The sequence below is a fragment of the Roseateles sp. P5_D6 genome (assembly GCF_054049415.1).
Genome location: NZ_JBFUMK010000021.1, coordinates 58,244 through 72,973 on the forward strand (window position 1 = coordinate 58,244; position 14,730 = coordinate 72,973).

A 14,730-nucleotide genomic window follows, 5' to 3' on the forward strand; every position below is an offset into this window, starting at 1 on the left:
CAAACATGCCCGTCGAATCCGAGTTGACCCTCTCCGAGTTTGCAGGCGCGCTGGGCGCTCGATGGCGCCTGCTGGTGGTCGCACCGCTCGCGACTGCCGTGCTGGGCCTGGGAGCCAGCTACCTCATTGCGCCCACGTTCATGGCCCGCACGAGCATCATGCCGCCCCAACAGCAGCAGAGCGCCGCGGCCGGCGCCCTGGCTTCTCTTGGAGCGCTGGCCGGGATATCCGGCGGTGTTCGCAATACCGGCGACCAGTACGTCACCTTCGCGCAGAGCCGCACCATCGCCGACCGCATGCTTGAGCGCTTCGACCTGAAGACGGTCTACGAAGAAAAGCTGGCGCACGACGCTCGCCTTGAGCTCATGCGCAACACCCGGATCAATCTTGGCAAGAAGGACGGTGTGATCTCCATTGAAGTGGACGACCACGATCCCAAGCGCGCTGCAGACATGGCAAACGCCTATGTTGAAGAGCTGCGCAAGCTCACCGCCGGCCTGACCCTGACCGAGGCCCAGCAGCGGCGAGCCTTCTTCGAGGGGCAGTTGAAGCAGGTGCGCACCAAGCTCGACGCCGCCCAGGCTGTGCTGCAGGGCGTTGGTGTGTCGGCCGAGACTCTCAAGGCGGAACCCAAGGCTGCGATGGAAGCCGTGGCCCGCTTGCGCGCCGAGCTCACCAGCGCCGAAGTGCGTTTGCAGATGCTCAGCAGCAGTCTGGCCGAGCACACGCCCGAGGTGCAGCAGCAGACCGCCGCGGTCACGCGGCTGCGCAGCGAACTGGCGCGTGCCGGTCAGGCTGAGCAGTCCACCGCGGGGGCGGGCTACATCGGCGCCTATCGCGAGTTCAAGTATCAGGAGACGCTGTTCGACCTGATCGCCCGCCAGTACGAACTGGCGCGCGTGGATGAAAGCCGCGACGGTGGCCAACTGCAGGTCATCGACGTGGCCCAGGTGCCGGAGCGCAAATACAAACCCAAGCGCAGCCAGCTGATGATGGCCGGTTTTGCCCTGGCCCTGATCGCAGTGGCTGCTCATACCGCGCTGGTGCTGGTCCGCCAACGCGCCAAGAGCCAGATCTAGAGCGCTGATTGCCCGGCAGAACCGTTTCTGCCTGGAAATCCAGTTCCCCCATACCGAGCAGGCCCCTGCATGAACGCCCTTTTAAAACCCATTCTCGGCCGCAAGGTCCGATTCGCTCTGGTCGGCTGCGGCCGGATTGCGAACAACCATTTCGAGTCGATCAGGAAGCTCGCCGACGACTGCGAGTTGGTCGACGTATGCGACATCGAGCCCGACGCGCTGGCGGCCGCTACCGCGTCGACCGGTGCCAAGGGCCACGGGAACCTGACGGACATGCTGGCCGCCACCACGGCCGACTGCGTGATTCTCACGACGCCAAGCGGGCTGCATTCGCGCCAGGCCATCCAGGTCGCGCAGGCTGGTTTTCATGTGATGACCGAGAAGCCCATGGCTACGCGCTGGCAGGAAGGCCTGGACATGGTCCGCGCCTGCGACGAAGCCGGCGTGCGACTCTTCGTCGTGAAGCAGAACCGTCGCAACCCAACCTTGCAGGTGCTGAAGAACGCCGTCACAGCCGGGCGCTTCGGGCGGATCTACATGGTCAACGTCAATGTGTTCTGGACCCGCCCGCAGTCCTACTACGACAGCGCCGCTTGGCGCGGCACCTGGGAGTTCGACGGCGGCGCCTTCATGAACCAGGCCAGTCACTACATCGATCTGCTGGACTGGATCGTCGGCCCGGTGGAAAGTGTCATGGCCTACACGGGCACCCTGGCTCGGGACATCGAGGTTGAAGACACCGGCGTGGCGGCGGTGAAGTGGCGCAGTGGCGCCATGGGCTCGATCAACGTGACCATGCTCACCTATCCCAAGAATCTCGAGGGGTCGATCACCATCCTGGGCGAAAAGGGCTCGGCAGTCATTGGTGGCGTGGCCGTCAACGAGATCAAGCACTGGGAGTTCCAGACGCCCGATCCGGCGGACGCCAGCATCAAGGATGCCAGTTACCAGACCACGTCGGTCTATGGCATCGGCCACCCGCTCTACTACCTCAACGTCATCGACGTGTTGCGCGGCCAGGCCAAGGCAGAGACCGATGGTCGCGAAGGACTGAAGTCCCTGGAATTGCTGATCGGCATGTACCAGTCAGCCCGCGACGGCCGCCGCGTCAACCTGCCCCTGCAGTTCTGAGCCTGCATGAGCGTCAGCATCCACCCTTCCGCCATCGTTGACGAGGGCGCGCAGATCGGCGACGGCAGCCGCGTCTGGCACTTCGTGCACATCTGTGGCGGCGCGCGCATCGGGAAGGGCTGCTCCTTCGGACAGAACGTGTTCGTCGGCAACGACGTGAGCATCGGCAACAACGTCAAGGTGCAGAACAACGTCTCCGTCTACGACGCAGTGACGCTGGAGGACGACGTGTTCTGTGGCCCGAGCATGGTGTTCACCAATGTATACAACCCCCGCTCGGCAGTGACCCGCAAGGACGAATACCGTCGCACCGTCGTGCGCCAGGGTGCGACGCTGGGGGCCAACAGCACCATCGTCTGTGGCACGACGATCGGTCGCTTCGCCTTCATCGGCGCGGGCGCCGTCGTCAACCGCGACGTGCCCGACTTCGCCCTCATGCTCGGCGTGCCGGCGCGGCAGACCGGCTGGATGAGCCGCCATGGCGAGCGCCTCGAAATCATCGACGGCGAGGCGACCTGCCCCCAAACCCATGACCGCTATCGGCTCGTTGAAGGCCGATGCGAATTGATCCAAGACTGAACATGCAATTCATCGACCTCAAGAGCCAGTACCACGCGCTCAAGACCAGCATCGACGCTCGCATCCAGAAGGTACTCGACCACGGCCAATACATCATGGGCCCCGAAGTGGCCGAGCTCGAAGCCGCGCTCGCCCAATTGACCGGCGCCAAGCACTGCATCACCGTCTCCAGCGGCACCGAGGCCCTGCTGATTGCGCTGATGGCCGAGGGCATCGGTGCCGGCCACGAAGTCATTACCACGCCTTTCACCTTCGCCGCGACGGCCGAAACCATCGTGCTGGCCGGCGCCAAGCCGGTCTACGTGGACATCAAGCCCGGTGACTGCAACATCGATCCCGCCCTCATCGAGGCAGCCATCACGCCGGCCACGCGCGCCATCATGCCGGTGAGCTTGTATGGCCAAGTCGCCGACATGGACGAGATCAACGCCATCGCCGCCAAGCACAACCTATCGGTCATCGAAGACGCGGCACAGAGCTTCGGTGCGACCTACAAGGGCCGCAAGAGCTGCAACGTCTCGAAGATCGGCGCGACCAGCTTCTTCCCCAGCAAGCCGCTCGGCTGTTATGGCGATGGTGGTGCTCTATTCACCAGCGACGATGCCCTCGCGCAGGCCATGCGCGAGATCCGCGTGCATGGCCAGAGCCAGCGGTATACCCACACCCGCGTGGGAGTAGGTGGTCGCATGGACACGCTGCAATGCGCGATCGTGCTGGGCAAGCTTGAACGCTTTGAATGGGAGATCGCCCAGCGCAAGCAACTGGGTGATCGCTACGCGGAGCTGATCAAGGCCAGTGGCGCGCCGGTCGACCTGCTACCGGTGGCCGATGACCGCGACTGCGTGTGGGCTCAGTACACAGTCAAGGTCGAGGATCGCGCGGCCGTCATCGCCGCACTTAAAGAGCAGGGCATTCCGACGGCCGTGCACTACCCGCGCCCATTGCATCGCCAGCCGGCTTACGAAAGCCCGGGCTGCCCGGCGGACAGCCTGCCACATAGCAACGCGGCTGCAGCGCGCGTCATGAGCTTGCCCATGAGCGCGGACCTCACAGAAATTCAACAGCTGCAAATCGTCGAGGCTCTCTCACGCGCGCTCCGTGGCGCTTGACTGAATTCCGCACCATCCCAGAAGGCCGGGGCAGTCAGATGAAGCGATTACTTTTTGCGCTCTTTGTCTTCTTGTACGCCGCCTCCTTCGGCTATGCCTACGTGGAGTACCTCAATCCAGTTTGGGAGTACTTCGGCTTCAAGATGTATCCCATGGACGGTGCCCGCCTCGCGGTCGGTGTATCGATGCTGGCCCTTAGCGCTTTCGCTCAGGCCCCCCGGATCACGACACCGGCCAGCTTGGTCGTCTTCGTTCTCTATTTCAATGTCTACATCCCCTGCCTGATCACGTCGCTGATGCTCAGCAGTGACGCACTGAGGCTCTATGGCCCCATGCTGCTCGCACTGACCGCCATCTTTGTGTTGGCCGGCATAGCCGCCTCCTCGTCGCAACCCGGCACACTCAAAGGCACCGATGGACTCCACCCGGGATTCGAACGCTTCGTGCTCATAGCATGGGCGCTGGCCTTTGTCATCATTGCTGCCTATTCAGGCTCGTCTCTGAGCTTGACCAGTCTCGACGATCCGGCCGCGGTTTACGAGCAGCGCACCGCGGGCGCTACTGACAATCCTGTCATCCGCTACATACAGACTTATTTCAGCAACATCTTCACGCCCACCCTGCTATGCATTGGGCTGATCAGGCGTCGTCCCCTCTGGATTGCCGGCGCCTTCGCAGGTGGTCTGTTGATGTATGCAGTCAATGCCCAGCGCACCCTGCTGCTGCTGCCGCTGATTCTGGTGGCTGTTTTCTTGCTCATCTCTCGACCACGCCTGCACCAGTACGCCGCACACACGATACTGGCTGTGTTGTCCGTTGCGATGATCTGGTCGGCACACACACAGGAGGAGAGCCTCTTTGGTGCGGCGTTCGCGGTTTTGCTGACATTCCGTACCATCGCCATTCCGGGCCTGACCGTCAGTCAGTACGAAGACCTGTTCTCAGAGATTGGTCATACCTACTGGTCCAACGTCAAGGGCTTCAGTCTATTCGTGCCGCCACCGGACTGGGCCTTCAATGAGCCCCTTTGGCCAGACCTCGGCTACATCGTTGGGGACAAGCTCTACAACAATCCCATCTTCAACGTGAACGCCAACCTGTTCGCCGGCGACGGTATCGCGGCAGCGGGCACGGTCGGCATCCTCATCATCGGACTTGTATTCATCGGCTGGATCAAGCTTGTAGATCGGCTGTCGATGAGATGGAATACCTTGTTTGCTGCAATGGTGACATTGCCGCCCGCGATCTCGCTGACCAACGGGCACTTCTTCACAACCATGCTCTCGTTCGGCGGCATCTTTTGGTTACTGGTCTTCAGATTCGTTGAGCCACCGAAGATATCTGCACGCATGCAGGAGACTGCTCCGCAGCCCGCAGGAGACACGCCATCGTGACGGCGCGTGCGTCGTTCTGGTCAGACGTTCGCTGGCAGGCAATCGGCAACACCTCGGCCCAGGCGCTTGGTGTGCTTGGCATGCCGCTGCTGACGCGGCTGTATACGCCGGCCGACTTCGCCGCGCAAAGTGTGTTCTTGCAGTTTGCGATGTTCTTTTCCGGGCTGATGACTTGGCGCTACGAGTACTTCGTGCAGCTCCCCCGGCGTGATAGCGATGCCCTAGCCCTGCTGCGCCTTACGCTGCTGCTGGCCGTAGCTGGCTGCGTACTGCTGACGCCGTTGACATGGTTGTCAGCGCCATTGCTATCCATGGACCCAGGGCAGACACATTGGCTGTGGTTGAGCCCGATGACGGCAGCGTTGATCTCCCTATCCCTGGCCCATCAGCACTGGACGCAGCGCAAAGGCCTGTTCAAGCTGTCGGGCATGGGTGAAGTGCTGGCCAAGCTCGCCTACATTGGCACCGGTGTGCTGGCGACGTTGTGCGGCCTGGCAACATTGGGGCTGATTGCCACGATTGCTGCGGGCGCTGCAGCCAAGCTGGTCTTGCATCTGTTGGCCGGCCGCGCCGACCGACATATTGCAGCCAAGGCAGGTGGCGCCTCCAGCGCCATTCAAGCGGCTCGGACGCACGCGAGACACGCAGGCTCCATGTTTGGCTCGCACCTGCTGGGCACAGTCACAGGCTTGGTGACCATCCTTTTCATCGGCCAGTTCTACGGCAGCATCGATCTCGGCCAATACAGCCTGGTTGCGGCCACCATCTTTCTGCCGGCCGGGCTGATCGGCAGCGCAATCGGCCAAGTCTATTACCAGCGGGCTGCAGCCCTATGGTCACGGGGCGAATCCTTCGCGCCACTTTGGCGACAAACCTTCGCACGGCTCAGCGCGATTGGCGTGCTTGCGTACGCACTCATCGCCATGCTGTCGCCTTGGGCCTATCCCTTCATCTTTGGTGATGCATGGGAGGCGGCGGGCAGGTATGCGGTCTGGATGTCGATAGCGGCCTTCTTCTCCTTCGTCAGTGCTCCCATGGACCGCTCAAGCCTGGTCGTTGGTCGCCTGCACTACCTGCCGATCTGGCACGCAGCAAGAGCACTGACCACACTGTGCGCGTTGGCCCTCGCCTGGCGCTGCGCGCTGTCCTTCGATGCTTTCATGGCCCTGCACGCCGCTCAAATGTCAGTCTTGTATGTCGTTGACCTGCTCGCCGAACGCAGCTTCGCACGCCTGTGTCCGCCCGACATGGCCCTATCACCCGTTGCACTCGCCGCTCAATGAGTCATGTGCTGATGATCTGCGACTTCTACAACCAGTCGCTCAGCTATCAGGAGAACTTGCTCGAAAGGTATTTCGGCAAGTTGGGCCATCGAGTCAGTATCGTCACGGCCACTACCACCGATGTGTTCGAGTTCGTAGAAAACCGCCACGACGCTCGGCGCCCTGCAAGTATCGAGCGCCACGGTACAACGACCGTCTACAGGCAACCCTATGCCTTCAACTTCGTTTCGCGAATTCGTAAGTTCAAGGGCGTGTCGGATCTGCTGGAGCGAGAGCGCCCCGACGTCATCTTCGTCCACGACATCCAGTTCAACCTGTCCGAAGTCAGCAGGTACAGACAACGCTACCCAGGCACGCGTGTCGTACTCGACTATCACGCAGACTTCAGCAACTCGGCACGCAACTGGCTATCCCTTGCGGTTCTGCATAAGGGCTTACGGAGGCCGCTGCTACACCGATACCTCTCGATGCTCGACGCGATCTATCCGGTCACCCCGGCCAGCCAGCGCTTTCTAAACGAGGTATACGGCGTCTCCAATGACCGCATGACGTTGCTACCGCTTGGTTGTGACATGGATGCGTGCCGCCGGATTCGCAACGAACGGCGTGGGCGCCAGCTGCGTCAACAATATGGCATTGACGCCAAAGCTTTGGTCATCTTCGGCGGTGGCAAATTAGCCCGTCCCAAACGCGTGGAACGCCTGCTCCGTGCCTTCCTGACCCTGCCTGGAGATTCGACATGGCTCATCATTGCCGGAGATGCCAGCAAGGCTGACGCAGCGTACCTTGAAGAATTGCGCGGACTTGCCGGCAGTCATCCACGCATCCGCTTCACCGGCTGGCTCGATCAAGAAGCCATCCTCGCCCACCTGGATCTGGCCGACCTCGCGGTCTTCCCTGGCAGCCAATCAATCCTTTGGCAACAAGCGATCGGCATGGGCAAGCCTTTGCTGATTGGAGAACCCAAGGCAGTCATTGGCGGCGATCAGGAAGTTGGCTACCTGAACCGCCACGCCAATCTGGAGTTGTGCATAGAACCAGAGGGTGCACATGCACTCCTGAGCGCCCGCTTGTCGGCCCTGGCAGCGGACCGCACGCAAGTAGAGGATATGGCCGCTGGGGCGTTGCGCACGGCCGATGAGTTGCTCGACTGGAACGTCATCGCTACGCAGACGCTTGGAACTTGAGCATGAAGGTCTTGTTCATTGCGCCACTGCCCGACCCGGTCACCGGCCAATCGCTGGCCTGCCGGGTATTTCTCGACGAACTCGAGAAGCAATACGAGATCGACGTCATCAACATCAACAAGACCAGCCTGAAGAGCGGTGTGATGGGTGGCGCACTGGGGCGCGTGCGCGAGGTGCTGGGATTTGTCTGGCAGGCTTGGCGCCGGGCCCGGCACTGCGACCTTGTCTATTTCACGATCTCGGAGTCGGTGGCCGGCAATTTGAAAGATCTGTTGATCTACGCCGTTTGCGCCAGCCGGCTGTCGCGCATGGCCATTCACCTGCACGGCGGCGCCGGCATGAAGGCTCTGCTGCGCGACCACCCTCTGCTTGCGGCCCTCAACCGCTTCTTCTGGCGACGCATGGGTGCTGTCATCCTGCTCGGCGAGCGGCACCTGCCACTACTGGAGGGCCTGCCGCAACGATGGCGCGAGCGGCACGCCCATCTCATACCCAACTTCGCGCAGGACTATCTATTCCGCGATGTCGCCGAGATCGAGACCAAGTTCGCCGCGTCCGGGCCGCTGCGCCTGCTCTATCTGAGCAACCTGATTCCCGGTAAAGGCCACGAGGAACTGCTGGGCGCCTACCAAAGCCTGAGCCCCGCGGAACAGGCGCGAATCCGGCTGGATTTTGCCGGCGCCTTCGAAAGCGAAGCCGCCCGCGGCGAGTTCCTGGCGCGGGCCGCCGGGTTGCCCAACGTCAGCTATCACGGCATCGTCGGTGGCACAGCGAAGGCTGGGCTGCTGGGCGACGCACATGTCTTCTGCCTGCCCACCTACTACCCTTACGAGGGCCAGCCAATCTCCATCCTGGAGGCCTACGCTTCCGGCTGCGCCGTCATCACGACGGACCACAGCGGCATCTTCGACGTTTTCGCGCCGGGCGAATGCGGGCTGGCGGTACAGCCACGCTCAGCGGAGTCGATCACTGCTGCGCTGCGGCAATGCCTTGCCGATCGCCAGGCGCTACTGAGGCAAGCACTTCATAACCGTCAACTGGCGGACGAGCGCTACAGGGTTGCTACCTACAATCGCCGTCTTCTCTCGGTGCTCTCCACGCTGGACGCAGCCGCCTGACCCCCATTTGCCAGAACCATGCCCTTGCGCCCTTACCAGATCTGCTCCAACTGCATCATGGACACGTCCGACTCCGGCATCGTGTTCGACGAGCGCGGCTGGTGCGACTACTGCAACAACTACCACCGCAACATCCTGCCCAACTGGCACACCGACGAGCGCGGCGAGCGCGAGATCATGGCGCAGGTCGAGCAGATCAAGCGCGATGGCAAGGGCAAGGACCATGACTGCCTGATCGGCCTCTCGGGTGGTGTCGACAGCTCCTACGTGACCTATCTGGCCAAGGAGAAGTTCGGCCTGCGCCCGCTGCTGTATCACGTCGACGCCGGCTGGAACTCGCAGCAGGCGGTCAACAACATCGAGAAGCTGGTCGACGGCCTGGGGCTGGATCTGTTCACCGAGGTCATCGACTGGCCCGAGATGCGCGACCTGCAGCTGGCCTTTTTCAAGGCCCAGGTGCCGCACCTTGACACGCCGCAGGACCACGCCTTTTTCGCGGGCCTCTACAACTTCGCGGCCAAGAACAACGCGAAATACATCCTGACCGGTGCCAACTACTCGACCGAGTGCGTTCGCGAGCCGCTGGAGTGGCATTACCACGCGTCCGACGTGCGCCAGCTCAAGGACATCCACCGCCGTTTCGGCACGCGGCCGCTGAAGAAGTTCCCGCTCGCGGGCATCTTCCGCTTCAAGATCTACTACCGCTTCTTCAAGGGCGTCCAGGTCGTCAAGCCGCTGAACTGCGTGCCCTTCTACAAGGAAGCGGCCATGGACGAACTGGTGGACAAGTTCGGCTGGCAGAAGTACGCGCACAAGCACTACGAGTCGCGCTTCACGCGCTTCTACGAGGGCTACTGGCTGCCCAGCAAGTTCGGCTACGACAAGCGCCGCGCGCATTTCTCCAGCCTGATCCTGACCGGCCAGCTCAAGCGCGAGGACGCGCTCGCCAAGATCGCCATCCCCGCCTATGACGAGGAAACGCTGGCGCATGACTTCGAATACATCGCCACCAAGCTCGGCCTGACCGTCGCCGAGTTGCAGGCGCTGCACCGCGGCGAGCCCAAGACGTACAAGGACTACGCCAACGACATGGCCATCATCGATCTCGGCACCCGGGTGCTGCGCGCGCTCGGCGTGCAAAGGGCCATCATTCGATGATCACCATCGTCAGCTACGGCGTCGGCAATATCGGTGCGCTGGCCACCATGTACAAGCGCATGAGCATCCCCACGCGCTTCGCGACGACGGCCGCCGAGATCGAGGACGCCACGCATGTCATCCTGCCGGGCGTCGGCGGTTTCGACGATGCGATGAACCGTCTCAACGCCTCCGGGCTGCGCGAGCCGCTGGATGCGATGGTCGCCCGTGGCGGCGTGCCGGTGCTGGGCATCTGCGTGGGCATGCAGATGCTCGGTGAGTCCAGCGACGAGGGCCAATGCCGCGGCCTGGGCTGGGTTCCCGGCCAGGTGAAGCATTTCGACAGCACCGGCAGAACAGCCGGCCTGCCGCTGCCGCACATGGGCTGGAACGACGTGAACCCGGTTGCCGGCACGCCGCTGTTCAAGGGCCTTGAGACCGACGCGCGCTTTTACTTTCTGCACTCATATTACTTCGAGTGCAGCGACCCGACCCATGTCGCTGCTCGCGCCGAGTACGGCTCGACGTTCGCGGCTTCGGTGCGCAATGGCTGCATCTACGGCATGCAGGGCCACCCCGAGAAGAGCCACCATTGGGGCGCGGCCATGCTGAAGAACTTCGCCGAACTGGAGTCTTCGACATGCTGAGGCCGCGCATCACCCCCTGCCTGCTCGTGCACGAGGGCGGCCTCGTGAAGACCGTCGGCTTCAAGGACCCGAAGTACGTCGGCGACCCGATCAACGCGGTCAAGATCTTCAACGAGAAGGAAGCCGACGAGCTCGTCGTCCTCGACATCGACGCGACGCGCAACGGCGTCGAGCCCGACTACAAGCTGATCCAGGACCTGGCCGCCGAATGCCGCATGCCGCTGGCCTATGGCGGCGGCGTGCGTACGCCCGAGCAGGCCAAGCGCATCATCGAACTCGGTGTCGAGAAGGTCTGCATCAGCAGCGCCGCCGTCGAGGACCCGACCTGTATCCGCCGCATCGCCGACGCCGTCGGCGGCCAGAGCGTCGTCGTCGTGCTCGACGTGCGCAAGAAGTCGGGTCTGTTCGCCAGCGGCTATGAGCTCTGCACGCACAACGCGACCAAGGCTCACAAGCTCGACCCGATCGCCTTCGCGCGTGAATGCCAGGCCCAGGGTGCCGGCGAGATCGTGCTGAACTCGGTCGATCGAGACGGCGTCATGAAGGGCTATGACCTCGAACTCGCCAAGCAGATGCGCGCCGCGCTGCGCATCCCGATGAGCGTGCTCGGCGGCGCCGGCTCGCTCGCCGACATCGAGGCCCTGATCAAGGCCTGCGGTGTCATCGGCGCCGCGGCCGGCAGCCTCTTCGTCTTCAAGGGTCAGTACCGCGCGGTACTGATCAATTACCCGCAGCCGGCCCAGAAGGACGCCCTCTTCGCCGCTGCCCTCCCCCGCTGAACATGTTTGACGACAAGACTCTGCTCATCACCGGTGGCACCGGCAGCTTCGGCAATGCCGTGCTGCGCCGCTTCCTCGACTCCGGCCTGCGTGAGATCCGCATCCTCAGCCGCGACGAGAAGAAGCAGGACGATATGCGCAAGAAGTACGCATCGCCCAAGCTGAAGTTCTACATCGGCGATGTGCGTGACCCGCGCGCGGTCGCCGGCGCCATGCGCGGCGTGGACTACTGCTTCCACGCCGCCGCGCTCAAGCAGGTGCCGTCCTGCGAGTTCCATCCGATGGAGGCTGTGCGCACCAATGTGCTGGGCACCGAGAACGTGCTCGACGCCGCCATCACGGCCGGCGTGAAGCGCGTCATCTGCCTGTCCACCGACAAGGCCGTCTACCCGATCAACGCGATGGGCATCTCCAAGGCCATGATGGAGAAGGTCATGGTCGCCGCGTCGCGCAATCTTGAGGGCACGAGCACCGTCATCTGCGGTACGCGCTACGGCAATGTGATGGCCTCGCGTGGCTCGGTCATCCCGTTGTTCGTCGAGCAGGTTCGCGCCGGCAAGCCGATCACGCTCACCGACCCGGCGATGACGCGCTTCATGATGACGCTGGACGATGCCGTCGAGCTCGTGCTCTATGCCTTCGAGCATGGCCGCAACGGCGACATCTTTGTACAGAAGGCGCCCGCGGCGACGATCCGCGTGCTGGCCGAGGCCGTGCTCGGCGTCATCGGTGCGCCCGACCATGCCATCCGCGAGATCGGTACCCGCCACGGCGAGAAGCTCTACGAGGCGCTGCTGAGCCGCGAGGAGCGCGCCGGCGCCGAGGACCTGGGCGGCTACTACCGCATCCCACCCGATGGCCGCGACCTGAACTACACCAAGTTCGTCGAGCAGGGCGAGACGCGCATCCAGGACGCCGAGGACTACACCTCGCACAACACCGAGCGCCTGGACTTGGCCGGCATGACGGCTCTGCTGATGAAGCTCGACTTCATGCGCCGCCTCGCCGCGGGCGAGGCCAACGTGACGGCGGAGGATTGACGTCGTGAAGATCGGCATCACCGGTGCATCTGGCTTCGTCGGCCGCAACCTGCAATGGCGGCTGCGCGAGGCCGGCCATGCCGACGTGCGCCTGATTTCCCATCGGGCGGGCGACGCCGAGCTCATCGAGCAGCTCAGCGGCCTTGACTTCGTCTATCACCTGGCCGGCGTGAACCGGCCGCAGGACCCGGCCGAGTTCGACGACGGCAATGCAGACTTCAGCCTGCGCCTGATCGCCATCCTGGGCAGCCTGCCCGACTCGCCACCGATCGCCTTCGCGTCATCCACGCAGGCCTCGCTGGACAACGTCTATGGCCGCAGCAAGCGTGCCGCAGAAGACGCCCTGCTGCACTACCAGCGCCAATGCCGCGTGCCGGTCTACATCTTCCGGCTGACCAATGTCTTCGGCAAATGGTGCCGGCCCAACTACAACTCGGTCGTCGCGACCTTTTGCCACAACATCGCGCGCGGCCTGACCGTCACGATCAACGACCCGGCCGCGCCGCTGCGCCTGGTCTACATCGACGACGTCATCGACCAGATGCTGGCACTGTTGGGAGCCACGCCGCCGGCCGCCGGCTTCGTCGATGTCGAGCCGACGTACGAGACGACCGTCGGCGAGCTGGCCCAGACCCTGAACGGCTTTCGCGCCACGCGCGAGGGCCTGCTGATCGACCGCGTGGGCACCGGTCTGACGCGGGCGCTATACGCCACCTACGTCAGCTACCTGCCCAGCGAGGCCTTCGCCTACCAGGTGGCTCGCCACGCCGACCCGCGTGGTGTCTTTGTCGAGATGCTGAAGACGCCGGACTGCGGGCAGTTCAGCTATTTCACGGCCGGCCCCGGCATCACGCGCGGCGAGCATTACCACCACACCAAGACCGAGAAATTCCTCGTCATCAAGGGCACGGCGCATTTCGGCTTCCGCCATATCGACAGCGGCGAGACGCATGAACTCGTCACGCGTGGTGGCGAGGCGCAGATCGTCGAGACCATCCCCGGCTGGACCCACAACATCACCAACATCGGTGAGGACGAGCTCATCGTCATGCTCTGGGCCAACGAGATCTTCGACCGCGCGCGCCCCGACACGACCGCCATGAAAGTCAAGCCATGAAGAAGCTCAAGGTGCTGACCGTCGTTGGCACGCGCCCCGAGATCATCCGGCTGTCGCGCGTCATGGCCGCGCTGGACGAACACTGCGACCACATCCTCGTCCACACGGGCCAGAACTACGACTACGAGCTCAACCAGGTCTTCTTCGACGACCTCGGCGTGCGCAAGCCCGCACACTTCCTGAACGCGGCCCAGGGCGGCGCGGCGCAGACCATCGGCAACATCATCGGGGGCATCGACACGGTGCTGGAGGCCGAGCAACCCGAGGCCATGCTGGTGCTCGGCGACACCAACTCCTGCCTGGCCGTCATCGCCGCCAAGCGCCGCAAGATCCCGATCTTCCACATGGAAGCCGGCAACCGCTGCTTCGACATGCGCGTGCCGGAGGAGACCAACCGCCGCATCGTCGACCACACGGCCGACATCAACCTCACCTACAGCACGATCGCCCGCGACTATCTGCTGCGCGAGGGTCTTCCGCCCGACCAGATCATCAAGACCGGCAGCCCGATGTTCGAGGTGCTGAACCATTACCGCGACGGCATCGCAGCGTCGGACGTGCTGAGCCGCCTCAGCCTCGATGAGCAGCGCTATTTCGTCGTCAGCGCCCACCGCGAAGAGAACATCGAATCGCCGCGCACCTTCGGCAAGCTCGTCGGCATCTTGAACGCGGTCGCCGAGGACCATGGCCTGCCCGTCATCGTGTCGACGCATCCGCGCACGCAAAAGCGCATCGACGCGGGGGGCATCAAGTTCCACGCCGGCGTGCGGTTGATGAAGCCGCTGGGCTTCCTTGACTACGTGCGGCTGCAATCCTCGGCCATGGCCGTGCTGTCCGACAGCGGCACGATCAACGAGGAGTCGTCGATCCTCAACTTCCCCGCGCTGAACCTGCGCGAGGCCCACGAGCGCCCCGAAGGCATGGAGGAAGGCGCCGTCATGATGACCGGGCTGTCGGTCGAGCGGGTGCGCCAGGGCCTTGCCGTGCTGGCATCCCAGGCTCGCGGCGACCAGCGCAGCCTGCGCCTGGTGGCCGACTACAGCATGCCCAACGTCTCCGCCAAGGTCGTACGCATCATTCACAGCTACACCGACTATGTGAAACGCGTCGTCTGGCGCCAGTACGACTGA

14 protein-coding genes are annotated in these 14,730 nt (G+C 63.4%); all 14 read left to right on the plus strand.

Annotated elements, in window-relative coordinates; all coding sequences use genetic code 11:
- Window positions 1–5: 5 nt before the first annotated feature.
- The 14 genes from ACXJKM_RS23715 to wecB all read left to right on the plus strand — a co-directional run bounded on the left by ACXJKM_RS23715 (window position 6) and on the right by wecB (window position 14,730).
- Window positions 6–1,079, plus strand: a complete 1,074-nt coding sequence (locus ACXJKM_RS23715) for a Wzz/FepE/Etk N-terminal domain-containing protein (RefSeq protein WP_457355659.1) — start codon at window positions 6–8, stop codon at window positions 1,077–1,079.
- Between the two features lie 69 nt (window positions 1,080–1,148).
- Window positions 1,149–2,210, plus strand: a complete 1,062-nt coding sequence (locus tag ACXJKM_RS23720) for a Gfo/Idh/MocA family protein (RefSeq protein ID WP_056204304.1) — start codon at window positions 1,149–1,151, stop codon at window positions 2,208–2,210.
- Between the two features lie 6 nt (window positions 2,211–2,216).
- Window positions 2,217–2,789, plus strand: a complete 573-nt coding sequence (locus ACXJKM_RS23725) for an acyltransferase (RefSeq protein WP_457355661.1) — start codon at window positions 2,217–2,219, stop codon at window positions 2,787–2,789.
- A gap of 2 nt (window positions 2,790–2,791) precedes the next feature.
- The gene (locus tag ACXJKM_RS23730) at window positions 2,792–3,898 is read left to right on the plus strand and encodes a DegT/DnrJ/EryC1/StrS family aminotransferase (protein ID WP_457355663.1); all 1,107 of its coding nucleotides are present in this window, start codon (window positions 2,792–2,794) and stop codon (window positions 3,896–3,898) included.
- Window positions 3,899–3,936: 38 nt separating this feature from the next.
- On the plus strand, window positions 3,937–5,292 hold the full coding sequence (locus tag ACXJKM_RS23735; protein ID WP_457355665.1) for a hypothetical protein: 1,356 nt from the start codon (window positions 3,937–3,939) through the stop codon (window positions 5,290–5,292).
- Complete coding sequence (locus tag ACXJKM_RS23740) at window positions 5,289–6,575, plus strand: lipopolysaccharide biosynthesis protein (protein ID WP_457355667.1); 1,287 nt, start codon at window positions 5,289–5,291, stop codon at window positions 6,573–6,575. The genes ACXJKM_RS23735 and ACXJKM_RS23740 overlap by 4 nt, the downstream gene beginning before the upstream one ends.
- Entirely contained in the window at window positions 6,572–7,762 is a 1,191-nt protein-coding gene (locus tag ACXJKM_RS23745; protein ID WP_457355669.1) for a glycosyltransferase family 4 protein, read from the plus strand. The genes ACXJKM_RS23740 and ACXJKM_RS23745 overlap by 4 nt, the downstream gene beginning before the upstream one ends.
- A 2-nt stretch (window positions 7,763–7,764) precedes the next feature.
- A complete protein-coding gene (locus ACXJKM_RS23750; protein WP_457355671.1) occupies window positions 7,765–8,880 on the plus strand; it encodes a glycosyltransferase family 4 protein in 1,116 nt (371 codons plus the stop codon).
- A gap of 18 nt (window positions 8,881–8,898) precedes the next feature.
- A complete protein-coding gene (locus ACXJKM_RS23755) occupies window positions 8,899–10,038 on the plus strand; it encodes an N-acetyl sugar amidotransferase (protein ID WP_082533023.1) in 1,140 nt (379 codons plus the stop codon).
- A complete protein-coding gene (gene hisH / locus ACXJKM_RS23760) occupies window positions 10,035–10,664 on the plus strand; it encodes an imidazole glycerol phosphate synthase subunit HisH (protein WP_457325216.1) in 630 nt (209 codons plus the stop codon). Before ACXJKM_RS23755 ends, hisH begins: the two co-directional genes overlap by 4 nt.
- Complete coding sequence (locus ACXJKM_RS23765; protein ID WP_457355673.1) at window positions 10,658–11,443, plus strand: AglZ/HisF2 family acetamidino modification protein; 786 nt, start codon at window positions 10,658–10,660, stop codon at window positions 11,441–11,443. Before hisH ends, ACXJKM_RS23765 begins: the two co-directional genes overlap by 7 nt.
- 2 nt (window positions 11,444–11,445) lie before the next feature.
- A complete protein-coding gene (locus tag ACXJKM_RS23770; protein WP_457355675.1) occupies window positions 11,446–12,483 on the plus strand; it encodes a polysaccharide biosynthesis protein in 1,038 nt (345 codons plus the stop codon).
- Between the two features lie 4 nt (window positions 12,484–12,487).
- A complete protein-coding gene (gene wbjC, locus ACXJKM_RS23775) occupies window positions 12,488–13,600 on the plus strand; it encodes a UDP-2-acetamido-2,6-beta-L-arabino-hexul-4-ose reductase (protein WP_457355677.1) in 1,113 nt (370 codons plus the stop codon).
- The gene (gene wecB / locus ACXJKM_RS23780; protein WP_457355679.1) at window positions 13,597–14,730 is read left to right on the plus strand and encodes a non-hydrolyzing UDP-N-acetylglucosamine 2-epimerase; all 1,134 of its coding nucleotides are present in this window, start codon (window positions 13,597–13,599) and stop codon (window positions 14,728–14,730) included. Before wbjC ends, wecB begins: the two co-directional genes overlap by 4 nt.